Here is a 25,601-nt window from a genome sequence, read left to right as displayed (position 1 = left end):
AAACTGACAGCGGGCTGAACCGCCCCCCGTCTCTGTCGTTCGGATCAGGCGCCGAGCGGTGCCGGATTGCCGAACGGGCCGCCCGGACGGCGCGTCTTCGGGATCGAGGTGCCGGCGCGCGGCACGCTCGCCTTCGGACCCGACGGATCGCTGCGGCCGATCTCTTCACCGGCGATCAGCTTCTTGATCTCGTCGCCCGACAGCGTCTCATATTCGAGCAGCGCACCGGCCAGCAGGTGAAGCTGGTCGACATGGTCGGTCAGCAGCTGCTTGGCGCGGGTCAGACCGCCTTCGACGATGCTCTTGATCTCGTCGTCGATCAGCTGCGCGGTCGCATTCGACATACGAACCGGCTGGCTCGACGAATAGCCGAGGAAGCTTTCGCCTTCCGGCTGCGCATATTCGACCGGGCCGACCTTGTCCGACATGCCCCATTTGGTGACCATGTCGCGAGCGAGGCCGGTGGCGTATTGGATGTCGCCCGACGCGCCCGACGACACCTTGTCATACCCGAAGATGATCTCTTCGGCGACACGGCCGCCCATCGCAACCGCAAGATTCGCGTACATCTTGTCGCGATGGTAGCTGTAGCTGTCGCGCTCCGGCAGACGCATCACCATGCCCAGCGCGCGACCGCGCGGGATGATCGTCGCCTTGTGGATCGGGTCGGACGCCTGTTCGTGGATCGACACGATCGCGTGGCCCGCCTCGTGATAGGCGGTCATGCGCTTTTCGTCCTCGGTCATGACCATCGACCGCCGCTCGGCGCCCATCATGACCTTGTCCTTGGCCTCTTCGAACTCGGCCATTGCCACGAGGCGCTTGCCCTTGCGCGCGCCCATCAGGGCGGCTTCGTTGACGAGGTTGGCGAGGTCGGCGCCAGAGAAGCCCGGCGTACCGCGCGCGATCGTGCGCGCATCGACGTCGGGTGCCAGCGGCACCTTCTTCATATGGACTTCGAGAATCTTGACGCGACCCTCGATATCCGGCCGCGGCACGACGACCTGGCGATCGAAGCGGCCCGGACGCAGCAGCGCGGGGTCGAGAACGTCGGGGCGGTTGGTTGCCGCGACGATGATGATCCCTTCGTTCGCTTCGAACCCGTCCATCTCGACCAGCAGCTGGTTCAGCGTCTGTTCGCGCTCGTCATTGCCGTTGCCCAGGCCCGCGCCGCGATGGCGGCCGACCGCGTCGATCTCGTCGATGAAGACGATGCACGGCGCCGACTTCTTGGCCTGTTCGAACATGTCGCGCACGCGGCTCGCGCCGACGCCGACGAACATCTCGACGAAGTCCGAACCCGAAATGGTGAAGAACGGCACGCCCGCCTCACCCGCAATCGCACGGGCGAGCAGCGTCTTGCCGGTGCCGGGCGAACCGACCAGAAGCGCGCCCTTGGGGATCTTGCCGCCCAGCCGCGCAAATTTCGACGGGTCCTTCAGGAAGTCGACGATTTCGGTCAGCTCGGCCCGCGCCTCGTCGATACCGGCAACATCGTCGAACGTGACCTTGCCTTCCTTCTGCGTCAGCATGCGGGCGCGGCTCTTGCCGAAGCCCATTGCGCCACCGCCGGTGTTCTTCTGCATCTGCTTGATGACGAAGAAAGCGATGCCCAGGAACAGCAGGAACGGCAGCGACTGGTACAGCAGCACCATCCACACCGACGTGCCCTCATCGGGCTTGGCGGAGATCGTCACGTTCTTCTGGCGCAGGTGCGGCACCAGCGTCGGATCGCTGATCGGATAGGTGCGGAACTTCTCGCCGCTCGTGTAGGTGCCGGTGATCATGTCGCGGCTGATCGCCACGTCCTTCACCGTGCCCTCGTCGATCTGGTCGAGGAATTTCGAATAGGCGACGGTATTGCTGTTCGCGGCGCTGGTGCGGCCATCGAACATCGTCACGAACAGACCGAGCGCCAGCAGGATGCCGACCCAGATCAGCAGGCTCTTCATCCAGGGGCTGCCGCCGCCGTTGCCGCCATCATTCCCGCCGTCGCCGCGCGGCTGCTTGTCGTTGTCGTTCATGGGGTGCCTTTCACCGCACAAGATAGGCGCATGGAGGTTAATGGCAATGGAACACCCCGGCGGAATTGCGCCGATCAGCCGGCCGGCGACGACGAACGCCGCGGTGGGGCGGGGCGGAAACGCCATTCGGGCCCGTGCGGGCTGGCGATGACCCCCGCCTGCGTCGCGCGACGACCGGACATAAGCGCATCGAGCAACGCCTCAATATTCGCTGATTCGCTCCATTGCGTGGCCCCCACCGCATGCGTCGCGATCACCTCTCCGATCGCGCGGCGCGCCATTCGGCGCAGCACCTCGCGCGGCAGATCGGCGGCGTCGAGCCGGATGCTCGCATCGAGGATGCGCACGCGCGTACCCCACAGCCAGTCGACGATCGCGCGCAGATCGCCGTCGGCTTCCGCCAGCGCGGTCGCCGATCGGGCGAGCTGGGGCGGGCCAAGCCATTCATTGCCCTCGATCAGCCGACGAAAGCGCGTGCGATCGTGCGCCGGGTCGTGGTTGCTGGGATCGTCGACGAACGGCACGTCGGCACGCCGGACGATCGCGCGCAGCTCCGCGCGCCGCCATTCGAGCAGCGGCCGCACGATCGTCACACCCTCGACCGTCGCCCGCGCCCGCACGCCGGCCAGCCCGGCAATCCCCGATCCGCGCGCGGCCCGCATCAGGAAGGTTTCGGCCTGGTCATCGACGTGATGCGCCGTCGCGATCGCATCGACCCCCAGCGCGCGCGCAAGGTCGGTCAGCAGCGCATAGCGCGCGCGCCGCGCCGCCGCCTGGATGCTCGCGCCGCCGATCGGTTCCGCGGGCGTCAGCGTCGCATGAGGCACGCCGATCGCGCGGCAGTGATCGGCGACCATCGCCGCCTCCGCCGCCGCCTCCGCGCGTAAGCGATGGTCGACGGTCGCGACATGCAGCCCCTCGACCCCGCCGGCCTGCGCCAGCGTCAGCATCGCCATGCTGTCCGGCCCGCCCGAGACGGCCAGCAGGATACCGCCGCGCGGGGCGTGCCCCAGCGCGCGGATCAGGTCGTCCCGAAACCGCTGGCCCTCCGGCCCTGCGGCATCACTGGCATTTGGCGGCGGTGCGGCCCTTTTCGACATTCGCCTTCATCTGGCTGGAGATCTTGCTGCCGTATACGTCGGTCAGCTCGCCATAGACCTTGCACGCATCGGCCGGCTTGTTGAGCTTCATCAGCGCCTGCGCGAGATAATAGAGGCTTTCCGGCGCACGTTCGCCGTCCGGCATCTTCTTGTAATTGTCGTAGAACGCCATCGAGGCAAGGCTGGGCTTGCCCTCGTCCAGGTACGACCGGCCGAGCAGGTTCTGCGCATAGCTGGCGCGGCGATGCTTGGGATAGGTGGCGACCACCTTCTTCAGCTGCGCCTCGGCCTGCGGATATTGCTTCGCCGCCCACAGGCGATAGCCGTAGAGATAGTCGTCCTCAGGCGCGTCGCCGGTCGATGGCTTCTCCACCTTCGCGGCGTTGGCGGAGGGCGCGGTGTCGCCCGCTGCGGCGACCGCGGTGGAGGTCGGGGTCTTTACCGGCGTACGGCCGGGCTTGGCCGGCGCGTCGGTCGCCGCCGTGTCGCCGGTCAACGGCGCCGAGGCGGGGGTTTCGGCCAGCGCCGGCGTGCTCGCCATCGCCTTCAGCTTGGCATCGGTGCTGCGCTTGTACGCGTCGAAGGCGTCCTGCAGCTGGCGGACCTTATAGCCGTTCTGCTCGATCTGATCGGTCATCGACGCCATCTGGCTTTCCAGCGCGGTCACGCGGCTGGTGAGGTCTGCCACGGCGCTGGTCGCGGGCACGCCGCCGATCTGCTGCGGCGTATCGGGCCGCGTGATCTCCGGCTGGAGATACTGGCCGGCGCCGCCCGGGAAGACCTTGCGCTGCACCGCGCGCATTTCGCTTTCCAGCTTGCCGACGCGGCCTTCGACGTTGCTTTGTGCCGATGCGGCAACCGGCGTCAGGATGGTGGCGGCAGCGAGCGCCCAGATGATCGTACGCATGGATGTGGCGCCCCCCGGCGCAGCCTTGGTTAACACGAAACGAGTCATAGCTGCATTGCCATGCCTGTCGCCAGCCTTAAGGCGCGGACGAATTGCCTGTCGCTGCCGGCGGTGGCGTCGGCGTCGTTTCGGCGGATTGCAGGTTCGCCCGCTGCGTCTCGCTGGTCGCGGGACGATCGGCGCGACGCTCGCTGCGCCGGGACGAGCGCTCTTCGCTCGATCGCGTCGCGCTCGTTGCGGCGGCGCTGGGCGTCGCGGTCGGTGCCGGGGCGCCGGACAGGCGGGCGGCGATCGCCGCGCCGCTGACGCGCACGTCCTTGATCGCGCGCGACCCGTCGCCCAGCGGCGGGATGGCGGTGCCGTTCAGCGTCACGTCCAGCTTGTCGGGTCGGCCGACGTTGATTTTGGGATCGTTGGCGGTCGCCGGCACGGCAAAGGTTTCGCCCGGCTTCATCGTGCCGAGGTACAGCGTCTTGTTGTCGGCGTCGTAGACGCGCAGCCACACTTCGTCCTTCGCGGTCAGCACCACCTGCCCGCCGGTCGGCGCGGCCGGCGTCGCGGCGGCGGTCGGCCGGGGCGTCACCGCCTGCGCCACCACGGCATCCTGCGCAGCGGGCGGCGTGGCGCCATGCTGCTGGAACAGGTTGGTGCCATACCACAGACCGACCAGGATCAGGACGGCGAGCGCGATGCCGACGCCCAGCACGGCGACGCCGCGCGAGGGCACGCGTGCCGGATCGGCGGTTTCATAGGGGACATATTCGGGCTGGCGCGGCCCCATCCGGTCGAGTTCGCGGCGCAGGTCGGCGGCCAGCTCCACCTCGTCCATACCCACGGCGCGGGCATAGGCCTTGGCGAAACCCATCGCATAGGTGGGCGAGGGCAGGGCGCCATAATCGCCCGCTTCCAGCGCCTCCAGATGGCGCTGCGGCACGCGGGTACGTGCGGCGATCTCCGCCAGGCTCAGGCCCCGGCTGTCCCGCGCGGCACGCAACCGATCGCCCGGCCGGGCCGGTTCGACGGGGGTGGGGGCAGGCTGGCCGGATTCGACCTCGTCCATTCGTATCTCCGGGGGAGGGGCGTTTGCGGATCGCTGACGGGCGGGACATTCCCCGATGGACTGCTGCAAGTCAACGCGCCCGAAACCCTATTCGGCGAGGTTTCAGGCCATGTCGACGCCTTGCGAGGCCGCCCAATCACTTAGCGCGGCGCGCATGTCGCGCGGCGGCCGGGCGATCAGCTCGGTCACGAACGCGCGGACCGCGTCATAGTCCAGGCTGCGCACCATCGCCTTGATCGGGCCGATCGCGGCGGGGGTGATCGACAGGCGGTTGATGCCCAGGCCGATCAGCGCCATCGCCTCCACCGGCCGCCCGCCCATCTCGCCGCACACCCCCAGGTCGACGCCCGCTTCGCGGCATGGCCCGACGACGCGCGACAGGAAGCGCAGGATCGACGGGCTCAGCCAATCATAGCGCTCGGCGAGCCGCGGGTTGGCACGATCGGCGGCGAACAGGAATTGCGTCAGGTCGTTGGTGCCGACCGACAGGAAGTCGAGATCGGGCAGCAGCAGGTCGAGCTGCTCGGCGAGCGCCGGCACTTCCAGCATCGCGCCATAGCGGATGCCCGTCGGCAGCCGCCGGCCGCGCGCGCCCAGCCATTGGCGCTGCGCCTCGAACAGCGCCTTCGCCTCGGCGAACTCCCAGGCCTCGCTGACCATCGGGAACATGACGTTGAGCGTGCGGCCCGACGCCGCCTCGATCAGCGCGCGCGCCTGTACCTTCATCAGGCCGTCGCGATCGAGCGCCAGCCGCAGCGCGCGCCAGCCCATTGCCGGGTTTTCCTCGTCGGCATCGGCCTTGTTGAGATAGGGCAGCGCCTTGTCGCCACCGATGTCGACGGTGCGGAAGATCACCGGGCGATCCCCGGCGGCGTCCATCACCTCTTTGTACAGGCGCTGCTGGCGCTCGCGCTGGGGCAGCGTCGCCGACACGAGGAACTGGAATTCGGTGCGGAACAGCCCGATGCCGTCCGCCCCCGTCGTGTCGAGTGCCGCGACGTCGTCGCGCAGGCCGGCATTGACCATCAGCGTGATGCGATGCCCGTCCTTCGTCACCGGCGGCACGTCGCGCAGTGCGGCAAAGGCGGCCTTGCGTTTCTGGCGCAGCGCCAGCTTCGCCTCGAACGCCTCTTCCATCCCGCCCGACGGCCGCACGAACACGTTGCCCGCCACCGAATCGAGCAGCAGCAGGTCGCCCTCGGCGATCTGGCGGCGCACGTCGCGCACCCTGCCCAGCACCGGCACGCCCATCGCCCGCGCGACGATCGTGACGTGCGCGGTCAGCGACCCTTCCTCCAGCACCACGCCCTTCAACCGGCGCTTGTCATATTCCAGCAGCTCGGCCGGCCCCAGATTGCGCGCGATCAGGATCGTATCCTGCCGCAGGCCCAGCTGCGCGGCGGTGCCCATCTGGCCCGACACGATGCGCAGCAGCCGGTTCGACAGGTCCTCCAGGTCGTGCATGCGATCGGCGAGCAGCGGATCGTCGATCTGGCGCATGCGCTGGCGGGTGCGCTGCTGCACGCGCTCGATCGCCGCTTCCGCGGTCAGGCCGCTGTCGATCGCCTCGTTGATCCGCCGTGCCCAGCCTTCGTCATAGGCGAACATCTTATAGGTCTGCAGGACCTCTTCATGCTCGCCGCCGACGCCGAACTCCGCCTCGCGCGTCATCCGGTCGATCTGTTCGCGCATCTTGTCGAATGCGGCATAGACGCGGTGGCGCTCGGCGTCGGTGTCTTCGGCGACGGTATGCTCGACGATGATGCGCGGCTGGTGGAAGACGGCATAGCCGGACCCCATGCCCTCGACCAGTTTCTGCCCCGGCAGGCGGATCGCCGCGGTTGACTTCTCGCGCCCGCTCGCGCCCGCCGCCGTGTCGATCAGTCCGGCATTGGCGATCAGCTCGGACAGCACCATCGCCACCGTCTGCAACGCCTCGATCTCGACGTCCTGATATTTGCGCTGCTCGCTGTGCTGCACCGCGAGCACGCCCACCGCGCGCTCGCGCCGGATGATCGGCACGCCGGCAAAACTGTGATAGCGTTCCTCGCCCGTCTCGGGCTTGTAGGCGAAGTCCGGGTGGCTCGCGGCTTCGTCGAGGTTCAGGACCTCGACATCGTCGGCGATCGTGCCGACCAGACCCTCGCCCAGCGCCAGCTTGGTGACATGGACCGCCGCCTGATCGAGCCCGCGCGTCGCGAACAGCTCCAGCACGCCCTCGCGCAGCAGATAGATCGAACAGACCTCGCTATCCATCGCCTCGGCGATGATGCCGACGACGGCGTTCAGCTTCGCCTGCGCCGGGTTGCGCCCGGCCATGACGTCGTGAAGGCGGGTGAGGATTTCGCGGGCGGAGGCGACGGCCGAGCTGGGCATGACGCTAGGGCTAACAGATGCCGCGGGCGGGTGCCACGCAACATTGTGTTTCCGCCGGCATCAAAGTCCTCCCCCGCCAGGGGGAGGTGGCAGCGCAGCTGACGGAGGGGGAGGACAGCGATGTCTTCCGAAGTGAAGCGCGACCCTTTCCTCCCCCTCCGTCACGGCTCCGCCGCGCCACCTCCCCCTGGCGGGGGAGGACTTTAAGGCGAATCGAACAGCCCGTCCTGACTGCCCACCGGCGGGTTCAGCCCCAGATGCTTCCACCCGCCCGCGTTCAGCACGCGCCCGCGCGCGGTGCGGGCGACGAGGCCGAGCTGGATCAGATACGGCTCGATCACCTCCTCGATCGTGTCGCGCGGTTCGCTGAGGCCCGCGGCCAGCGTTTCGACGCCCACCGGCCCGCCGCGATAGATGTCGGCGATCATGTGGAGGTAGCGCCGGTCCATCGCGTCGAGGCCCAGCGCATCGACTTCCAGCCGGTTGAGCGCGCGATCGGCGGCGGTGCGGTCGACGGTCGGCGTGCCCGCGACATTGGCGAAGTCGCGCACCCGGCGCAGCAGGCGCCCGGCGATGCGCGGCGTGCCGCGCGCGCGCCGCGCGATTTCAGCGGCGCCGTCGGGCGCGATCGCCAACTCGAGCAGCCCGGCGGCGCGCGTCACCACGCGGGTCAGCTCCTCGACCGTATAGAATTGCAGGCGGACGGGAATGCCGAAGCGATCGCGCAGCGGCGTCGTCAGCAGCCCCTGCCGCGTCGTCGCGCCGACGAGCGTGAAGCGCGGCAGGTCGATCCGGACTGAGCGCGCCGACGGCCCCTCACCGATCATCAGATCGAGCGCGCGGTCCTCCATCGCCGGATACAGCACCTCCTCGACCGCGGGTTGCAGGCGGTGGATCTCGTCGATGAACAGCACGTCGCCGTCCTCGAGATTCGTCAGCAATGCGGCGAGGTCGCCCGACTTGGCGATGACCGGGCCGCTGGTTGCGCGGAATCCCACGCCCATCTCGCGCGCGATGATCTGCGCCAGTGTCGTCTTGCCGAGCCCCGGCGGCCCGAAGAATAGCACATGGTCCAGTGCATCGCCGCGCCCCCGCGCCGCCTCGATGAACACGCGCAGGTTCTCGCGCGCCGCCTGCTGCCCGACGAAATCGTCCAGGCTCTTGGGGCGCAGCGCCGCGTCCACATCCTCGGGACGGCGGCTGGCGGTGAGGAGGCGGTCGCTATCGGTCACGACGCGCTGTCGTGTTCTGACTCAGACAGCGCGACCCATGGGTTTGCCTGTCTTGCCGAACGAGGTGGCAGGGACAAGCGGAGACGTCGGCATACCCCCGCGTCTCCGCGACCTGCGATCCACGCCGACGGCGCGTCATCCACGGTGATCGTCACGGTCGCCATAGGTCGTTCCTAAACAGTGCGGAACGAAGCGGCAACGCCCTACTTCGCTGCCTTGCGCAAGGCCAACCGCACCAGCGCGTCGAGCGTCGCGCCCGGTCCCAGGTCTTCCTCCGCAGCCCCCACCGCGCTCGCCGCCTCGGCGGGGCGGAAGCCGAGGTTGAGCAGCGCCGATACCGCGTCCGCGCTCGCGCCGACGGGCACCACCTGCGCTGCGGCGGCGGGGCCGAGTGCAACGGTGCCGACTTTGTCCTTCAACTCGCGCACGATTCGTTCGGCGAGCTTCGGGCCGACGCCGTTCGCGCGTGCGACCATCGCCTTGTCCTGCGCCGACACCGCGCGCGCGATCTCCTGCGTATCCAGCGCGGACAGGATGGCGAGGGCCACCCGCGCGCCCACCCCCTGCACGCCGGTGAGCAGCCGGAACCAGTCGCGCTCCTCGGCACGGGCGAAGCCGACCAGGCGGATCGAATCCTCGGCGACCAGCATCTCGGTGTGCAGCATCGCCGCTTCGCCGACCGGGCCGATCGCCGCGAGCGTACGGGCCGAGGCGCCGACGAGATAGCCGACGCCGCCGACGTCGATCACGGCATGGTCGATGCCCGTCGAATCGAGCCGGCCCTTCAGATGTGCGATCATGCCGTTACCCTAGCGCGGCGCGCCATGCCCTGGGCAGAGGCAAGATGGTGGGCGTGCGTAATCGCCACCGCCAGCGCGTCGGCGGCGTCGGGTCCGGCAAGCTTGGCGCCCGGCAGCAGCACCGCCATCATCGCCTGGATCTGCCGCTTTTCCGCGCCGCCGGTGCCGACCACCGCCTTCTTGACCGTCGAGGGGTGATATTCGCCGATATGCAGCCCCGCACTGGCGGCCGCGAGCAGCACCACGCCGCGCGCCTGCCCCAGCTTCAGCGTCGACTGCGCATTGGTGTTGCCCAGCACCTCTTCCACCGCCGCGCCGTCGGGCCGCTCGGCCAGGATCACGTCGACCAGCGCGGCGTGCAGGTTCGACAGGCGGCGGGGCAGGGGCATCGACGGATCGGTCTTGATCTGGCCGTTGGCGATATGCCGCAGCCGGTTGCCGTCGGCATGGATGACCCCCCAGCCCGTCGTGCCGAGCCCGGGGTCCAGGCCGAGGATGATCACAACAATTCCTCCCTCGCACAGCGGGGGAGGGGGACCATGCGTAGCATGGTGGAGGGGGCGGCGGCGCAGCCGCCGTTCCACGGCGGCCCCCCTCCACCACTCGCCTCCGGCGAGCGGTCCCCCTCCCCCGCTAAAGCGAGGGAGGACCGGATCATTAGCCCAGCTTCTCCATCACCTCGTCGGACACTTCGTAATTGCCCCACACGGTCTGCACGTCGTCGTCGTCGTCCAGCGCGTCGATCAGTTTGAACAGCGTCGCGGCATCGGCTTCGGTCACCGCGACCATCGTCTGCGGACGCCAGGCGAGCTTCGCGCCCTCCGCTTCGCCCAGCACCGGCTCCAGCGCCTTGGCGACCTCGTGCAGATCGGCCTGTGCGGTCCAGATTTCATGACCTTCCTCGGTGGAGGTCACGTCCTCGGCCCCCGCCTCCAGCGCGGCCTCGAACACCTTTTCGGCGTCGCCCGCGGATGCGGGATAGTTGATCAGGCCGACGCGATCGAAGGCATGGCTCACCGACCCGGACGCGCCGAGGTTGCCGCCGTTCTTCGACACCGCGGTGCGCACGTTGGTGGCGGTGCGGTTGCGGTTGTCGGACAGCGCCTCGATGATCAGGCTGACGCCGCCGGGGCCGAAGCCCTCGTAGCGGATTTCCTCGTAATTCTCGGTATCGCCCTTCGACGCTTTGTCGATCGCGCGCTGGATATTATCCTTGGGCATCGACTGCGCCTTGGCGGCGTTCACCGCCGCGCGCAGGCGCGGGTTCATGTCGGGGTCGGGCAGACCCATTTTCGCCGCCACGGTGATTTCGCGGCTGAGCTTGGAAAACATGCCCGAGCGCTTCTTATCCTGCGCGCCCTTGCGGTGCATGATGTTCTTGAACTTGGAATGGCCTGCCATGGATGCCTCTAGCGGATAATCCCGTGCCCTTACGCCGCGGACGCCGCATTCGCCAGCCTGTCGATCTTTTCCTCCAACGCCGTCAGGCGATCGAGGATCACGCCGTCCAGCTTTTCGTGCAGGCGCAGGATGTCCAGCTCGGCACGCAAATTGGTCTCATAGTCCAGGCTGGCCGCCAGCCGGTCCTTCGCCGCCTGGCGGTTCTGGCTCATCATGATGACCGGCGCCTGGATCGCGGCGAGCGTCGAGAGCATCAGGTTGAGGAAGATATAGGGGTAGGGATCGAACGCCGCGCCGAAATGCGCGAGCACGTCCGAATTGAGCAGCATCCAGCCGAGTAGCACCACGGTGAAGCTGATGATGAAGCCCCACGACCCGCCGATCGCCGCGACCTTGTCGGCCAGCCGGTCGCCGAAACTGGCGCGCGCGTCGGCCTCGTCGGCGGCGTCGCGGCTGACCAATGTACCGCTTTCGATACTGTCGAGAACGCGGCGTTCCTCGGCATCGAGCGCATGCGCGGGCTTGCGTAGCAGCCGCAGGGCGAGGTCGGCGAACGGGATCTGGGCCATGCGGGGCATCCTCGCGCAGGGATAGCGGAACGGAACCGGCCCGTACTGGCCCGATCGCCACGGGGCAACCGGGCGCAAACCGCTTGCCCGATGCCCCCCGGATCGGCCAAACGGCAGCCACAATGACCGTCAGCGTAGACATGGGAGCCGACGAGCGCGGCGCGCCCGTGACCATGGACCTCGAAGAACTCCTTGCCACCCGATTGCTCGTTCAGGGCAATTCCGGGTCGGGCAAGTCGCATCTGCTGCGTCGCCTGCTCGAAGGATCGGCGGGGCAGGTGCAGCAGGTGGTGATCGATCCCGAGGGCGATTTCGTCACGCTCGCCGGCCCCTATGGCCATGTCGTGATCGAGGCAGCGGATTATTCGGTGCCCGAGATCGCGCGCATCGCCACCCGCCTGCGCGAACATCGCGCCAGCGTCGTGCTGAGTCTCGAAGGGCTCGAAGCGGAAGGCCAGATGCGCTGCGCCGCCGCCTTCCTGTCGGCGCTGTTCGATGCGCCGCGCGAACATTGGTATCCGGCGCTGGTCGTCGTCGATGAGGCGCAATTGTTCGCGCCGACGACGGGCGGCGAGGTGGCCGAAGAGGTGCGGCGTGCGTCGCTCAGCGCGATGACCAACCTGATGTGTCGCGGCCGCAAACGCGGCCTCGCCGGCGTGATCGCAACGCAGCGCCTCGCCAAGCTTGCCAAGAACGTCGCGGCGGAAGCGTCCAACTTCCTGATGGGCCGCACCTTCCTCGACATCGACATGGCGCGCGCCGCCGATCTGCTCGGCATGGAGAGACGGCAGGCGGACGGCATCCGCGATCTGGCGCGCGGCACCTTCCTGGCGCTCGGCCCCGCGGTGTCGCGCCGGCCGATCACGGTGAAGATCGGCGCGGTCGCCACCTCTGCGCGCTCGGGCAGCCCCAAGCTCACGCCGCTGCCCAGCGCGCCGGTCGAGAATTTGCAGGAACTCATCTTCGCGCCGCCGCCTGAAGAGGCGCCGCAGCTGCCGATGAGCTTCGATCCGCGCCCGCGTCGCGTGCCGACCGACGAACTGCTCGACACGATCGAACGCCCCGCCGCCCCCGCGACGCTCGCGCCGCTTCCGGACAAATCGGACGCAGAGGTGGAGGGCATCTATGCCAGCGTGCTGGAGGCAATCGTCGCCGATCGCGATTCCGCGCTGCGCCCGCCGTCGGTGCTGTTCCAGGATTTCCAGGTCCGCTGCCGCATGGCCGGCCTCGCCAAGCCGCCGCTCGACCTGCCCGGCTTCACCCGGCGACTGTCCGCAGCGCGCGCCGGCATCTTCGACGTCACCGACCCCGACTGGGCCGAGGCGATGGAGCTCGCCAACACGCTGCCCGACGACATGATCGGCGCCTTCCTGCTGATCGCGCGCGCGGCGCGGGCCGGCGAGCCATGTCCGTCGGACGTGGCATTGGCGGAAACCTACGGCACCAGCTCGCTCGGCCGGGTGCGCCGCCTGATCGGCTATATCGAGAGCCGCGAGCTGATCGTCGCGCGCGTCGACCTGTCCGGCAAGCGCTCGATCACGATTCCGCGGCTGGGTTGGACGACCGCGGCGAGCGAGGCGGCCTAGGCGCCGCTATTTCGCCGGAGGAATCGGCGTGTATTGCGCCGATACGAGCTTCCATCCGTTCGGCGCGCGCATCGCGACATAGCGGACGCGGATCGAACGGGTGACCGTCGTGCCGTCGGGACGCGTCATGGTGATCGTCCGCCGCTCCGTCTCGATGCCCATCGCGCCGCGTACGACGATCTCCCGTTCGCTGCCCTGCATCGGCGGCGCCGGCCGGCGATCCTCGGGCTGGTAAAAGCCGAGCACCTTCGCCCGATCGTCGACGTCGCCGACCGGAGAGATCTCCTGATACTCGGGGGCGAGCGTATCGGCGAGCGCCGCTGCGTCGAAGTCCGTGCGGGCGGTGTTGAAGCGCTCCACCAGCCGATCGATCGCTGCCGCATCGGGGGAAGAGGTTGCGGGCGTCGCCGCTGCCAGCATCGCCATTGCCCATCCGATCGCCATATACCCCGCCCTTCGCCCAAGTGACATATATGGCTAATACGGTGGGGCGGCGTGGGTCAAGCCGGGCGTCAGACCAGCAGCGTCGCCAGACCGATGGCAAGGCCCGCATGGACCATTGCGATCAGGTCGAGCTGCGTTGCGAACGGCTGCTTGCGCGTCTTGTGGCGAAACCGCCGTCGTGCCCAGAGCGCGCCTGGCGATCCGCCGAACAGCGCCAAGACGAGCAGGGTCGATTCGCGTACCCGCCAGCCGCCCGATGCGGCGCGCGCCTTGTCATGGGCGAAGGCGAGCACCGTCATCAGGTTGATCGCCGCCAGCGCTAGCGCGGCGGGGACGAGGAATACGGACAGATTCGGCATCCCTCACGATTCGTATCGACGTCTTAGAAAATCGCGACCTGCAATTCGCAGATCAGATCATGCCCAGCGCCTGCATATAGACCTCGAGGATCGCTTCCTCTTCCTGATACTCTTCCTTCTTCTTCTTGCGGATGGAGAGGATCTTGCGGATCGCCTTGGGGTCGTAGCCGCGGCCCTTGGCTTCGGCCATCACGTCCTTGATGTCGTCGGCGATGCCCTTCTTCTCTTCCTCGAGTCGCTCGGCGCGTTCGATCAGCAGGCGCAGTTCATCCGCCGCGACCTGGCCGCCGCCCATGCCTTCTTGCCGGTCTTCCATATGTCCCACCCGCCACGGGTCGCCCGTGGCCCTTCTGATTCGCGTGAAAAGGATGCCGGCGCCGGGCCGGCAGGGGGGTGCGTCTAGGCGTTAACCGGTTTGCGCTCAACCCCAGCCCTCAACCCCGGCCGGGCTCGGTCATCGCGGGCGGATCGGATGCGGGAAAGCTCTCGTCCAGCGCTTCGTCCAGAGCCGCATCCTTGGTGGCGTCGGCGGGGGGATTGCGCGTCATGCTCTCGTCCATCCGCGCGAGCTGTTCCGGCGTCGCCTCGGTCTGGTAGCGCGCCTTCCACTCGGCCTGCGGCATGCCGTAGATCGTCTCGCGCGCGGTCGCCTTGTCCAGCCCGCCGGCTTCCTCGATCCAGTCCGACAGGCAATTGCGGCAGAATCCGGCCAGCCCCATCAGGTCGATGTTCTGCGCGTCGGTACGGTGGCGCAGGTGGCGGACGAGGCGACGGAACGCCTGCGCGGCGACCGCATCGGGCAGCGAATCGAGTTTGTCGGTCACGGGCGTCTCCGATAGGTTGATCGCGGGTAGATAGGGATTAGAGGGAAGCGCGGCCATTCCCCAGGAGCCTGTTTCATGACCACTGCCATCGCGCCCCGATCGAGGAAGGTCCGCGTCCTCGCGACTCTCGGTCCGGCGAGCAATTCCCCCGAGATGATCGCCACGCTGTTCCAGGCGGGCGCCGACGCTTTCCGCGTCAATATGAGCCACGGCGACCAACAGTCTAAGGTCGCGGTGATCGAAGCGATCCGCGCGCTCGAAAAAGAGTTCGGCCGTCCGACGACGATCCTCGCCGATCTGCAGGGTCCCAAGCTGCGCGTCGGCAAGTTCGACGGCGGCCGGACCGTGCTGGAGCATAACAACACTTTCGTGCTCGATCGCGATCCCACGCCGGGCGATGCGACCCGCGTCGAGCTGCCGCACAAGGAAATCTTCGAAGCGATCGAGCCGGGCGCGCGCCTGCTGCTCGACGACGGCAAGCTGGTGCTGCGCGTCACCGACCATGATTCCGACCGGATCACGACGGTCGTCGAGGTCGGCGGCCCGCTGTCGAACAACAAGGGGCTGAACGTTCCCGACGTCGTGCTGCCGATGGCGGCGCTGACCGAAAAGGATCGCAGCGACCTCGCCTTCGCGGTCGACCAGGGCGTCGACTGGATCGCCCTGAGCTTCGTGCAGCGGCCCGAGGATCTGTGGGAGGCGCGCAAGCTGATCGGCGGCAAGGCCGCGCTGCTCGCCAAGATCGAAAAGCCGCAGGCGATCGATCGCTTGGAAGAGATCGTCGAGGCGTGCGACGGTGTGATGGTCGCGCGCGGCGACCTGGGCGTCGAACTGCCGCCGCAGTCGGTGCCGCCGTTGCAGAAGCGTATCGTCGAAACCGCGCGCCGCCTCGGCCGTCCGGTCGTCGTCGCGACGCAGATGCTCGAATCGATGATCCAGAGCCCGTCGCCGACCCGCGCCGAAGTGTCCGACGTCGCCACCGCGATCTACGACGGCGCCGACGCGATCATGCTGTCGGCGGAAAGCGCTGCGGGCCAGTGGCCGGTCGAATCGGTCGCGATGATGAACTCGATCGGCGTCTCGGTCGAAAGCGATCCGATGCACGGCGACCGCGTCCACTTCACCGTGATGCGTCCCGATCCGACGACCGCCGACGCGCTGGCGGAAGCGGCCAAGCAGATCGCCAAGACCGTGTCGGCGACCGCGATCATCTGCTTCACCACCTCGGGTTCGACCGCGCGCCGCATCGCGCGTGAGCGGCCGTCGGTGCCGTTGCTGGTGCTGACCCCCAACCGCGACACCGCGCGCCGGCTCGGCCTGCTGTGGGGTACGCATGCCGTCCACACCCGCGACGTCGAATCGTTCGAGGACATGGTCGGCAAGGCGAAGCGTATGGCGCTGCGCACCGGCATCGCGCATGCGGGCGATCGCGTGATCGTGATGGCCGGCGTGCCCTTCCGCACGCCCGGCTCGACCAACGTGCTCCACGTCGTCCACATCACCGGCGACGAACTGCGCGACTACGCCTGAACTGACCTCCCCCCGTCACCCCGGGTCTAGCCCGGGGTGACGGTAGGTGGGCTGGTTTCCCCCATACGATACGTATGGATGACGGGGGCCGGACCCGTTACAGACGGAGCGTTATGTACCGTCCCGCGCTGTCCGTCGTCATTCCCTGCTACAATGAGGCCGCGTGCCTCGAGCTGCTGCACGCGCGTGTCTCCGCCGCGGCACGGGCGGCGGTGGGCGACGATCATGAGATCGTCCTGATCAACGATGGCAGCCGCGATGACAGCTGGCCGGTGATGCAACGCCTGTCCGCCGCCGACCCGCGCGTCGTCGCGATCAACCTGTCGCGCAACCACGGCCATCAGCTCGCGCTGACCGCGGGGCTGGATCTGTGTTCGGGCGAGCAGATCCTCATCATCGACGCCGACCTGCAGGATCCGCCCGAATTGCTCGCCGAGATGCGCGCGACGATGGCGGCGCAGAAGGCGGACGTCGTCTATGCGGTGCGCCGCAAGCGCGATGGCGAGACGATCTTCAAGAAAGCGACCGCCGCCGCCTTCTACCGCGTGCTCGACCGCGTCACCGACACGCCGATCCCCTTGGACACCGGCGACTTCCGCCTGATGAGCCGCCGCGCGCTCGACGCGCTGCTGTCGCTGCCCGAACAGGCGCGCTTCATCCGCGGCATGGTCGCCTGGGTCGGCTTCCGCCAGGTGCCGTTCCCCTATGATCGCGCCGAGCGCCACGCGGGCGAGACCAACTATCCGCTCGGCAAGATGGTGCGCCTTGCCTTCGACGCGGTGACCGGCTTCTCCACCGCGCCCCTGCGCTTCGCCAGTCACGCCTCGGTGATCCTGGCGGCGGCGTCGCTGCTGTTGCTCGTCTACATCCTGTGGGGCTTCTTTGAAGGCTCGCCGGTGCAGGGCTGGACGTCGACGATGCTCGTCGTCACCGTCCTGAGCGCGGTGCAGATGTTCGTGCTGGGGATGATCGGCGAATATCTCGGCCGGCTCTACATCGAATCGAAGCGGCGGCCGCTGTACCTCGTCGCCGACATCGCCGGCCCGGTGAAAGGCCATTCGACGCTCGGCTTCAACGCCGCCGAGCCCTCGCCGGAGTTTGAAGTCGCCGAGGAGCGCAAGGCGGCGGAGTGAGGACTGGAGCATCGTGCCTGTGCGCGACGCTCGCCCAACCACGTCCGTCACCCCGGACTGGTTCCGGGGTCCACTCTGCGGTGAGGGGAAGCGCTTGAGCCTCTTGCCTTGCCCCTGCGGCCCGGTGGACCCCGGAACACGTCCGGGGTGACGAAGACCGTGAGGCGCCGGCCTACCGCGGCTCCGCCAGCGTCACGATCGACACGCCCGGCGTCAGCGGCACGCGGCCGACCGCATGGCGCTCCAGCCGGAAGATCGCCTCGAACAGCGCGTTCAGCGGCTTGGCGGGCGGCGAATCGTCGCTGTCGTCGCGGCCGGTCAAACGGCCTGCGATCCGCGCCGCAGCCGCCAGCGGGAACAGCAGCGAATTGAAATAGGTGAGCTTCCGGCTCTTCAGCCCCGCCGCCTCGATCGCCTTGACCAGGCTGGCCTTGGAATAGCGGCGGTGGTGGTGGTTCACCACGTCGTGCGCGCTCCACATCCACTGGTGCGCCGGCACGGCGATCAGGATCTTGCCGCCCGGCTTCAACAGGCTCGCCATGCCCTTCAGCGCGGCGACATCGTCCTCGATATGCTCGAGGACGTCGAGCACCGCGACCAGATCGTACGATCCCTTCGCCACGCCGGGCAGGTTGGGCAGGGGGGCATCGCCCACCGGCTTGCCGAGTCGCTCGCTCGCGATCGATCGCGCGGCGGGATCGATCTCGATCGCGTCGACGTCGCCGAACTGGCCGAGCATCGGCAGATTGTGCCCGGTGCCGCAGCCGATCTCCAGGATGCGCGCGCCCTTGGGTACGTTGCCGTAGCGCTCCAGATAATCGCTCAGGATGTCGCGACGCGCGCGATACCACCAATGGGTGGAATCATGCGCCGCCATGCGGTCGTAGACGATGCGGTCCATGATTTAAGCGAACACCAGCCAGCGATTGAGGATGAAGGTGACGATGGTGGCCAATGCCACCGCAGGCAGCAGCGGCGCCCAGCCGGGAAGCCCCAGCACGGCCGTGCCGATCCACGTCACCAGCGCGTTCAGGGCCATGCCGGTGCCCTGTACCGCGACGAACTGCAGCTGCTGGCGTGGGCCGCGCCGCTCGGCGCCCTGTCCCTTGAAGCTCCAGCGGCTGTGCATGACGTAGCCGAATATCACCGCCACCGCAAAGGCGGGCGGTACGGCATAGACGGCATGCTCGCGCGCGAAGACCCACAGGGTCAGCGGCAGATAGACCGCCGAATAGATCAGCGTCGACAGACCGCCGGTGATCCCGAAGCGCAGGATCTGGCCGCGCATGTCGTCGGCTTGCAGGATGTGGAGCAGGGCAGGCGCTTCCCTCGTCATCGGCCAGCCCCTAAAGGCAATGCGCCGGGAACGAAACGGTCAATTCGAGGGTCGCCAGTTTGTATAATCCCCCCCGCGGTCGGCTGGCCGATACGCTCGACAGGCGCTGGATCGCGCTGACGCTGCTCGCCTGGGTTGCGGTCGCGGCCTGGTACGTCTGGAACGACTGGAACATGGTGCGCTGGCTGTCGCTGGGCGACACCGACGACAATATGCGGCTGATGCAGGTCCGCGCGTGGCTGGCGGGGCAGGGCTGGTACGACCTCACCAACTATCGCCTCAATCCGCCCGTCGGCTTCAATATCCACTGGAGCCGCATCGTCGATCTGCCGATCGCCGGCCTGATCCTGTTTTTCCGCCTGTTCACCAGCAATGACTGGGCGGAGCGGCTGGCCTGCGGCATCGCGCCGCTGATCCCGCTGTCGATCACGATGCTGGGCGTCGGCGCCACCGTGCGGCGGCTGATCCATCCTTTGGCGTGGCCGCTGGCGATCGTCTTCCTGCTCGGCACCGCCGCGACGATGCTGATGTTCCTGCCCGAACGCATCGACCATCATGGCTGGCAGCTCGCGATGCTCAGCCTGACCGTTGCCGGCCTGTGCGACCAGCAAGACCGCCGCGGGGGCCTGATGGTCGGCCTCGCCAGCGCGGTCAGCCTGTCGATCGGCCTGGAAATGCTGCCCTATTGTGCGATGGCCGGCGCGATCCTGGCGTTGCGCTGGGTGTGGGACCGTGCCGAGGCGCGGCGGCTCGCCGCCTATGCGGTCAGCCTGGGCGGTGGTGCGGCGCTGGGCTTTGCGGCCTTCGCCTCCAACGCCAATTACGCGATGCGCTGCGACGCGCTGACGCCGGTGTGGCTCAGCGTCTGCGTCGCGGCGGGTGCGCTGCTGCTGTTGATGGCATGGGCGAACCCCGCGTCGCGCGGGCTGCGCATCGCGATGGCGGTGGTCGCGGGCGGCGTGATCGTCGCGGGCTTCGTCCATTTCTTCCCGCAATGTCTCGGCCGGCCCGAAGGCGTGTCGCCGGAGCTGGAGAAGAACTGGCTCAACAACGTCCGCGAAGCCAAGCCGATCTACAAACACCCCTTCCGCCTCGCCTTCCCGATCGCGGCGCTGCCGATCGTGGGGACGATCGGCGTGCTGTGGGGGACGTGGCGCGCGCGGCGGACGCCGGCGCTGATAGGCTGGACCGCGGTCGCGCTCTTCGTCGTCTTCGCGACGCTGATGCTGCTGTGGCAGGTGCGGGCCGGGCCGGCGGCGCAGATGCTCGCGGTGCCGGGCGCCACCTTGCTCGGCTGGATCATCCTGCCGTGGCTGCTCAACCACCGCTCGCTGCCCGTGCGCATCGGCGGCACGGTGGCGGCGTTCCTGCTGGTCAGCGGGATGTTCGCCGGGCTGATCATCAAATATTTGCCGGTCGCGCGCCCGAACGCCTATACCAAGCGGGTCAACGGCGCGACGGGCAATTGCGTCCGCTACACGGTGCTGAAGGCGCTCGATCACTATCCGGCGCAGACGATCTTCACCTTCGTCGATCTGGGGCCGCGGCTCATCACCGTGACGCACCACAATGCCATCGCCGGGCCCTATCACCGCAACGGCGACGCGATCCTCGACGTGCAGCACGCGTTCGGCGGGACTGCGGATCAGGCCCATGCCATCATCCGCCGCCACGGCGCGACGATGCTGCTCGTCTGCCCCAACCATTCGGAATCGACTAATTACCGCGCGCGCGATCCCGGCGGTTTCTACGACCAGCTCGCCCACGGCCAGACGCCGACGTGGCTGACGCCGCTGCCGCTCCCCAAGGGGTCGCCGCTGCGGCTGTTCAAGGTCGACTGACCGATCGGCATTTCGCGCAGCGCTCCAAACGTCGATTGGCCCTAGGCGGCGAGCGCCTCCCCCGCCGGCAGGTCTTCGGCCAGCCGCTGGCGCTTGGCGACGATCGCCGGCACCAACGCCTGACCCGCGACGTTCACCGCGGTCCGCCCCATGTCGAGGATCGGGTCGATCGCCAGCAACAGCCCCGCGCCCTCCAGCGGCAGGCCCAGCGTCGACAGCGTCAGCGTCAGCATCACGAGCGCGCCGGTCAGCCCCGCGGTCGCCGCCGATCCCAGCACCGATACCGCGACGATCAGCAGATAATCGGTCCCGTGCAACGGGATGCCGTAATATTGCGCGACGAACAGCGCCGCGATCGCGGGATAGATGGCGGCGCATCCGTCCATCTTGGTCGTCGCCGCGAACGGCACGGCAAAGGCGGCATAGCTGCGCGGCACGCCCAGCCCTTGCTCGACCACCTGCTCGGTAACGGGCAGCGTCGCGATCGACGAGCGCGAGACGAAGCCCAGCTGGATCGCCGGCCAGGCGGCGGCGAAGAACCGCCGCGGGCTCATCCCGTTCGCCAGCAGCAGCAGCGGGTAGACGACGAACAGCACCAGCGCGAGGCCGACATAGACCGCGATGGCGAACGTGCCGAGCGCCGACAGCGACTGCCAGCCGTAGCGGACGATCGCACTGCCCAGCAGCGCGCCCGTCCCGATCGGGGTCAGTCGCACCACCCAGCGCAGGATGCGCCGGAAGATCGCGAGCGCCGACGCGTTGAACGCCAGGAACGGCGCGCCCGCCTCGCCCGTCCGCACCGCGGCGACGCCGATCGCGATCGAGACGACGATCAGCTGCAGTACGTTGAACGACAGCTTGGTGCTCGCGCCGCCGTCCTTCAGCGCGGTCGATGCCTCCAGCCCCAGGATGTTCGCCGGCACCAGCCCGCGCAGGAAATCGAGCCACGACCCCGCCGTATCCGGGCGCACCGCGGCGGCGGCGCTCACCCCGGCATGTGCGCCCGGTTGCAGCACGGTGCCGAGCGTCAGCCCGATCGACACCGCGATCAGCGCGGTGATGCCGAACCAGATGAACGTGCTCGCCACCAGCTTCGCCGCATTGTTGAGGTCGCGTAGCGCCGCGATCGACGCGACGATCGCGGTGAACACCAGCGGCACCACCAGCGCCTTCAACAGCTGAACGAACATCTCGCCGACGATCCGCAGTGCGTCGGCCAGGCCGGTGAGGTCATAGCTGCGGGCGACGAAGCCCAGCACGAGGCCAAGGGCCATGCCGATGAAGACCTGTACGCCGAACGAGGGGCGAGTCATGCGCCGAATTCCTGTGTCATCGCACCGATGTAGGCCCGTCGCGGCGGAAGGGGAGGCAAGAAAAGCGATGCCGGTATCAAGCCGATGATTGCTTCGGCGAGTCACGTACCCTGTCCTAGATGGCAAGGAACGACGGATTGCGCCGAGGCGGCGGACTGTCTCTCAGGTCCCAGCGCGCACGGTGAGCCGGTCCATGCCTGCCGAGGTGGACGACAACATGCTCATCGCTACGTTGGCCGCGCAGTTCGCAAGCGGCGGCATCGACGCGGATCAGCTCCGGACTGCTGTCGCGCGGCTTTCCGCCGGGTAGCGCGGCATCTTTCCCGAACGGGAAAGATCGGGCCTCAGGTGCTCCACTTGGCATCAATCTTTCCCGAACGGGAAAAGCCCGCTTGATTTTGCAACTCTGTAGGGTGATCTTTCCCGCTCGGGAAAGGTGGCTCAATGGATCAGGCTGACACGGAAAACGATGCCGCATGGTTTTCGCGCCGCTTCGGTGCCCTTGTCCGCGCGCGCCGCCAGCAGATGGGGCTCAGCCTTGAGGATCTGGCGACCGTCGCGGGCGTGGGTATCCGGTTCATCCACGAATTGGAGAAGGGCAAGCCGACCTGCCAGATCGGCCGCGCCCTCGTCGTCGCCGGGCTGGTCGGGCTGGACCCGGTCACCCTGCTTGAACAGCAAAGCGCCTCATGACCCTTCCAGTCTATTTTGAGGAGCATCTGGTCGGCGACGTCCATGAGGATGCTGACGGGCCGCGGTTCGTATACGCCGCATCGTGGACGGACGACCGGCAGGCCTTTCCAATCTCGGTCACGATGCCGCTCGCCGAGCGTGAGGTGGAGCCTGCCCGGTTCCTGACCTGGGCCAGCAACCTGCTTCCCGAGGCGGAGCAGCTCGTGGTCATCGCTCGTCAACTCGGTGTCGCGCAGACCGACATCCTCGCCCTACTGGATGCGATCGGACGCGACACCGCCGGCGCGCTCTCCTTCGGTGCGCCGGGGCTGACCGGCACGGAGCACTGGCAGCGGATCGAGACCGAGAACGATCTCGAACGCATCATCGAGGAGCTTCCCCGCAAGCCGTTCCTCGCGGGCGATGACGGCGTGTCGATGTCGCTGGCGGGCGTCCAGACCAAGCTGGCGGTGGCCTGCGACGCCGACGGCCGGATCTACATTCCGCTCGACGGGTCGCCTTCGACCCATATCCTGAAGCCCGACAGCGAACGCCTCCACGGCAGCGTCCAGAACGAGGCTTGGTGCCTGACGCTGGCTAGGCTCTGCGGATTGACGGTGCCGCCGGTGACGACCGGAGTGGCGGGCGGAAGGCGCTACTTCCTGATCCCGCGCTACGACCGCGTGCCAGACGGAGCGCAATGGCGTCGGCTGCATCAGGAGGACTTTTGCCAAGCGCTGGGTAAGCCACCGTCCGCCAAGTACGAGCGGAACAGAACGGGCGTCCGTGGCCCGACCGTCGCCGACATGATGAACCTCGTCCGGCGCCAGGCGCTCGGTCCTGATGCACTGCGGCTGTTCGACGCCGTCGTCTTCAACGTACTTGCGTGCAACACCGATGCCCATGCCAAGAACTACTCGATCCTGATCCCCGCAGGATCGCGAGTGCGGACCGCCCCGCTGTACGACGTGATGTGCGCGGAGGTGTTCGATGGCGTCACACGCAATCTCGCACAGACGGTCGCGGACAAGAACCGCGGCGATTATCTGAAGCGCAGACACTGGCTGCGGCTTGCCGCTGCCTGCGGACTGGGCGCTGCACCGACCATCCGCCGCGTCCGCGCGCTGGCGAACCGGGTGCTCGCCAATGTCGATCGGGCGCGGATGGATGTCGAAACCATGCCCGCAGGCGGTGACGCGATGCTGCCGATGATCGTCGATGCGGTTGCCGCACGATGCCGCGCTATCCTCGCTGGTCTCGATGACATGGAAGGCGTGAAGTAGGTCGCTATTGATCGCGCCACTGGTGTGGCGCGGGGGCCAAGATCCTTGCCCGCAGGCTTCAAAGGGCCGGAAAACTCTCACTCAACATAATTAAAAAATAGGGAGGACGTCAAATGTCAGCAGGTCCCGCCGATCCGTTCTGGGCAATCCAGGAGCGCCTGCCCGCTCGGCGTGCTTCGATATTCCTCGTGCGTATCTGAAGCATCAGCTCCGAATTCATACGCGCTCCATGTCGGTGGACGCCCTTTGATGTCGTCCGAACGCGACATAGCTCAGGAGCGCCAACCCCCAGACGCAGGCCGTCGCATACAGCATAACCCAGCCGAAGCCGTCGACCAATGCTGCGCGTGCATCCGAAAGACTCACGCTCGCCCTAACCGCCGTTCCCAGGTTTCCCGCCGCGACGGCTTCGGCAAGAGCGCCCAGTGCAGAGGCGCTTGCCTCGGGCACGATGCGGTGAAGCCCCGACCGGATGCCTTCGAGAAGGATGAAGCCCATCAGCGCGATGTTGATGGCGAGCGAGATCATGCGCGTGCTCATGTCCATGCCGGAGGCCATGCCCGCCCGCTCGACCGGGAGGGCGCCGGTCGCCGTGTTGGTGACGGGGGTATTGGTGAGGCCGAGGCCGATGCCGGCGAGAATGCAGCCGGGCAACATCGCCAGCCAGCTCGCGTCCTGGCTTAAGGCAGCAACCCGCATGACGACGAACCCCAGCCCGATCGTGAAGAGACCGAGCGGAATCACCACGCCCGGCCCGCGGCGCAGCAACAGCCGTTCGGCGAAAGGCGGCACGACCAGCGTCGGCAACGTGTAGGCGAGCAGTGCCAACCCGGCCGATACATTGCTCAACCCATGGACGGCCTGGAAATAGATGGGCAGATAGATGACGAACGGCCAGAAACTGAAGTTCATCCCCGCCGATCCGAGCAGCGCGCCCGAGAAGGCGCGCGCACGGAAGGCGCCGAAGTCGAACATCGGTCGGGCAGTCCTCGTCTCGACCGCGATGAAGGCGAGAAGGCTCGCGATGCCGACGCCTGCCAGCGCGAGCCCGACGGGATTGCCGGCGTCCACGCGCTGTCCCTGCGTGATGAGGAAGACGAGGCAGAATACGGCGAGTGACAGGGTCGCGATCCCGGCAAGGTCGATACGAACGGCTTGGGGATCGCACGATTCAACGATACCCAAGCGCGCCAGCACGAGCGTAACCATCGCCAACCCGACATGGACGAGGAACACCCATTCCCAGCTCGCGACGGTAGCGATCAGACCTCCGACCAGGGGGCCGAAGCCCAAGCCGACCCCGAAGACGATGCCCCACCAACCGAACGCCATGCCGCGCTCCGGGCCTGCACGGAACTGGTGCGAAAGGACGGCGATCTGGCAGGCCAGCATCGCCGCGCCGCTCCCACCCTGGAGGAAGCGGGCGGCGATCAGCATCGGCGCATTCGGCGCAAGCCCGCACGCCAGCGAGGCGGCGCCGAAGATCACGATGCCGATCAGGAAGACCCGCCTGCGCCCATAGCGGTCGCCCAACGCGCCCATCGCCATCAGGCAGGTGGTCATCGCAATCGTATAGGCGTTCATGATCCATTGGAGCTGCCGGAAGTCGGCTGGAAGGACATGCTCCAGCGTCGGCAGGATCGCCGGGATGCTCGAAATCTCCAGCCCCAGCATCAGGGCCGATAAACAGACTGCTGCCAATGCCACCCTGTTCCCGCGTGATGTCTGCATACCCATCATCGAACCTTTCATGGTGATGAGCGCGTCGGTGGTGGGAGCTTGAGCATCCTGCAACCCGGATGGCACAACAT

General features: G+C 67.8%; 24 protein-coding genes. 6 read left to right on the top strand and 18 right to left on the bottom strand.

Annotated elements, in window-relative coordinates:
* Positions 1–44 precede the first annotated feature (44 nt).
* The 10 genes from ftsH to GGR47_RS16285 all read right to left on the bottom strand — a co-directional run bounded on the left by ftsH (position 45) and on the right by GGR47_RS16285 (position 11,469).
* Positions 45–2,024, bottom strand: coding sequence for an ATP-dependent zinc metalloprotease FtsH (gene ftsH / locus GGR47_RS16330; RefSeq protein ID WP_017980441.1), 1,980 nt, complete (start codon positions 2,022–2,024; stop codon positions 45–47).
* 74 nt (positions 2,025–2,098) lie between these two features.
* Positions 2,099–3,124 (bottom strand): tRNA lysidine(34) synthetase TilS, encoded by a 1,026-nt coding sequence (gene tilS, locus GGR47_RS16325; protein WP_147037242.1) that lies wholly within the window; start codon positions 3,122–3,124, stop codon positions 2,099–2,101.
* Positions 3,087–4,031, bottom strand: a complete 945-nt coding sequence (locus GGR47_RS16320; RefSeq protein ID WP_147037241.1) for a tetratricopeptide repeat protein — start codon at positions 4,029–4,031, stop codon at positions 3,087–3,089. The genes tilS and GGR47_RS16320 overlap by 38 nt, the downstream gene beginning before the upstream one ends.
* A 76-nt stretch (positions 4,032–4,107) precedes the next feature.
* The gene (locus tag GGR47_RS16315) at positions 4,108–5,091 is read right to left on the bottom strand and encodes a helix-turn-helix domain-containing protein (protein WP_183949593.1); all 984 of its coding nucleotides are present in this window, start codon (positions 5,089–5,091) and stop codon (positions 4,108–4,110) included.
* 102 nt (positions 5,092–5,193) lie between these two features.
* Entirely contained in the window at positions 5,194–7,467 is a 2,274-nt protein-coding gene (gene ptsP / locus GGR47_RS16310) for a phosphoenolpyruvate--protein phosphotransferase (protein WP_147037416.1), read from the bottom strand.
* Between the two features lie 203 nt (positions 7,468–7,670).
* Positions 7,671–8,699: a Holliday junction branch migration DNA helicase RuvB gene (ruvB, locus tag GGR47_RS16305; RefSeq protein ID WP_183949592.1), complete on the bottom strand. Its 1,029-nt coding sequence runs from the start codon at positions 8,697–8,699 to the stop codon at positions 7,671–7,673.
* A 203-nt stretch (positions 8,700–8,902) separates the two neighbouring features.
* Positions 8,903–9,499: a Holliday junction branch migration protein RuvA gene (ruvA, locus tag GGR47_RS16300; RefSeq protein WP_147037458.1), complete on the bottom strand. Its 597-nt coding sequence runs from the start codon at positions 9,497–9,499 to the stop codon at positions 8,903–8,905.
* Positions 9,496–10,002, bottom strand: coding sequence for a crossover junction endodeoxyribonuclease RuvC (ruvC, locus tag GGR47_RS16295; protein WP_017980431.1), 507 nt, complete (start codon positions 10,000–10,002; stop codon positions 9,496–9,498). The genes ruvA and ruvC overlap by 4 nt, the downstream gene beginning before the upstream one ends.
* A 154-nt stretch (positions 10,003–10,156) precedes the next feature.
* Positions 10,157–10,900, bottom strand: coding sequence for a YebC/PmpR family DNA-binding transcriptional regulator (locus tag GGR47_RS16290; protein WP_017980430.1), 744 nt, complete (start codon positions 10,898–10,900; stop codon positions 10,157–10,159).
* Positions 10,901–10,929: 29 nt separating this feature from the next.
* Positions 10,930–11,469, bottom strand: a complete 540-nt coding sequence (locus tag GGR47_RS16285; protein ID WP_063686922.1) for a DUF1003 domain-containing protein — start codon at positions 11,467–11,469, stop codon at positions 10,930–10,932.
* 122 nt (positions 11,470–11,591) lie between these two features.
* Here GGR47_RS16285 and GGR47_RS16280 point away from each other — a divergent pair, with 122 nt between their 5' ends.
* Positions 11,592–13,055 carry an AAA family ATPase gene (locus tag GGR47_RS16280; protein WP_063686920.1) on the top strand — a complete coding sequence of 488 codons (1,464 nt, stop codon included), beginning with the start codon at positions 11,592–11,594 and terminating at the stop codon, positions 13,053–13,055.
* Positions 13,056–13,061: 6 nt separating this feature from the next.
* Here the strand turns inward: GGR47_RS16280 and GGR47_RS16275 are convergent, their stop codons facing one another.
* The 4 genes from GGR47_RS16275 to GGR47_RS16260 form a co-directional block, all read right to left on the bottom strand.
* Positions 13,062–13,499 (bottom strand): nuclear transport factor 2 family protein, encoded by a 438-nt coding sequence (locus tag GGR47_RS16275; RefSeq protein WP_147036028.1) that lies wholly within the window; start codon positions 13,497–13,499, stop codon positions 13,062–13,064.
* Positions 13,500–13,567: 68 nt separating this feature from the next.
* On the bottom strand, positions 13,568–13,858 hold the full coding sequence (locus GGR47_RS16270; RefSeq protein ID WP_063686916.1) for a DUF1294 domain-containing protein: 291 nt from the start codon (positions 13,856–13,858) through the stop codon (positions 13,568–13,570).
* 52 nt (positions 13,859–13,910) lie between these two features.
* The gene (locus tag GGR47_RS16265) at positions 13,911–14,174 is read right to left on the bottom strand and encodes a DUF2312 domain-containing protein (RefSeq protein ID WP_018250588.1); all 264 of its coding nucleotides are present in this window, start codon (positions 14,172–14,174) and stop codon (positions 13,911–13,913) included.
* Between the two features lie 118 nt (positions 14,175–14,292).
* Positions 14,293–14,682, bottom strand: coding sequence for a DUF1244 domain-containing protein (locus GGR47_RS16260; RefSeq protein ID WP_063689793.1), 390 nt, complete (start codon positions 14,680–14,682; stop codon positions 14,293–14,295).
* Positions 14,683–14,757: 75 nt separating this feature from the next.
* Between GGR47_RS16260 and pyk the strand changes: the two genes are divergently transcribed.
* Together pyk and GGR47_RS16250 are read left to right on the top strand one after the other, a co-directional pair.
* Positions 14,758–16,212: a pyruvate kinase gene (gene pyk / locus GGR47_RS16255; RefSeq protein WP_147036027.1), complete on the top strand. Its 1,455-nt coding sequence runs from the start codon at positions 14,758–14,760 to the stop codon at positions 16,210–16,212.
* Positions 16,213–16,325: 113 nt separating this feature from the next.
* On the top strand, positions 16,326–17,345 hold the full coding sequence (locus GGR47_RS16250) for a glycosyltransferase family 2 protein (RefSeq protein ID WP_017980422.1): 1,020 nt from the start codon (positions 16,326–16,328) through the stop codon (positions 17,343–17,345).
* A gap of 172 nt (positions 17,346–17,517) precedes the next feature.
* On the opposite strand, the gene GGR47_RS16245 is transcribed toward GGR47_RS16250, so the two are convergent.
* A complete protein-coding gene (locus tag GGR47_RS16245; RefSeq protein WP_147036026.1) occupies positions 17,518–18,246 on the bottom strand; it encodes a class I SAM-dependent methyltransferase in 729 nt (242 codons plus the stop codon).
* A gap of 3 nt (positions 18,247–18,249) precedes the next feature.
* Positions 18,250–18,681, bottom strand: coding sequence for a GtrA family protein (locus GGR47_RS16240; RefSeq protein WP_043060904.1), 432 nt, complete (start codon positions 18,679–18,681; stop codon positions 18,250–18,252).
* A 59-nt stretch (positions 18,682–18,740) separates the two neighbouring features.
* On the opposite strand from GGR47_RS16240, the gene GGR47_RS16235 reads away from it, so the two are divergent.
* Positions 18,741–20,522: a cytochrome d ubiquinol oxidase subunit II gene (locus GGR47_RS16235; protein WP_147036025.1), complete on the top strand. Its 1,782-nt coding sequence runs from the start codon at positions 18,741–18,743 to the stop codon at positions 20,520–20,522.
* Positions 20,523–20,563: 41 nt separating this feature from the next.
* Here the strand turns inward: GGR47_RS16235 and GGR47_RS16230 are convergent, their stop codons facing one another.
* Positions 20,564–21,835: a dicarboxylate/amino acid:cation symporter gene (locus GGR47_RS16230; protein ID WP_147036024.1), complete on the bottom strand. Its 1,272-nt coding sequence runs from the start codon at positions 21,833–21,835 to the stop codon at positions 20,564–20,566.
* A 444-nt stretch (positions 21,836–22,279) separates the two neighbouring features.
* On the opposite strand from GGR47_RS16230, the gene GGR47_RS16225 reads away from it, so the two are divergent.
* The gene (locus GGR47_RS16225) at positions 22,280–22,528 is read left to right on the top strand and encodes a helix-turn-helix domain-containing protein (RefSeq protein WP_043061094.1); all 249 of its coding nucleotides are present in this window, start codon (positions 22,280–22,282) and stop codon (positions 22,526–22,528) included.
* Positions 22,525–23,790: a type II toxin-antitoxin system HipA family toxin gene (locus GGR47_RS16220; RefSeq protein ID WP_147036023.1), complete on the top strand. Its 1,266-nt coding sequence runs from the start codon at positions 22,525–22,527 to the stop codon at positions 23,788–23,790. The genes GGR47_RS16225 and GGR47_RS16220 overlap by 4 nt, the downstream gene beginning before the upstream one ends.
* A gap of 216 nt (positions 23,791–24,006) precedes the next feature.
* On the opposite strand, the gene GGR47_RS16215 is transcribed toward GGR47_RS16220, so the two are convergent.
* A complete protein-coding gene (locus GGR47_RS16215; RefSeq protein WP_338112063.1) occupies positions 24,007–25,596 on the bottom strand; it encodes an MFS transporter in 1,590 nt (529 codons plus the stop codon).
* Positions 25,597–25,601: the final 5 nt, after the last annotated feature.

Origin of the sequence: Sphingomonas aquatilis (assembly GCF_014196115.1) — a bacterium.
Lineage (GTDB): Bacteria > Pseudomonadota > Alphaproteobacteria > Sphingomonadales > Sphingomonadaceae > Sphingomonas > Sphingomonas aquatilis.
Note: the sequence above shows the minus strand (reverse complement) of the source record. Positions and strands in the feature narration are given on the sequence as shown.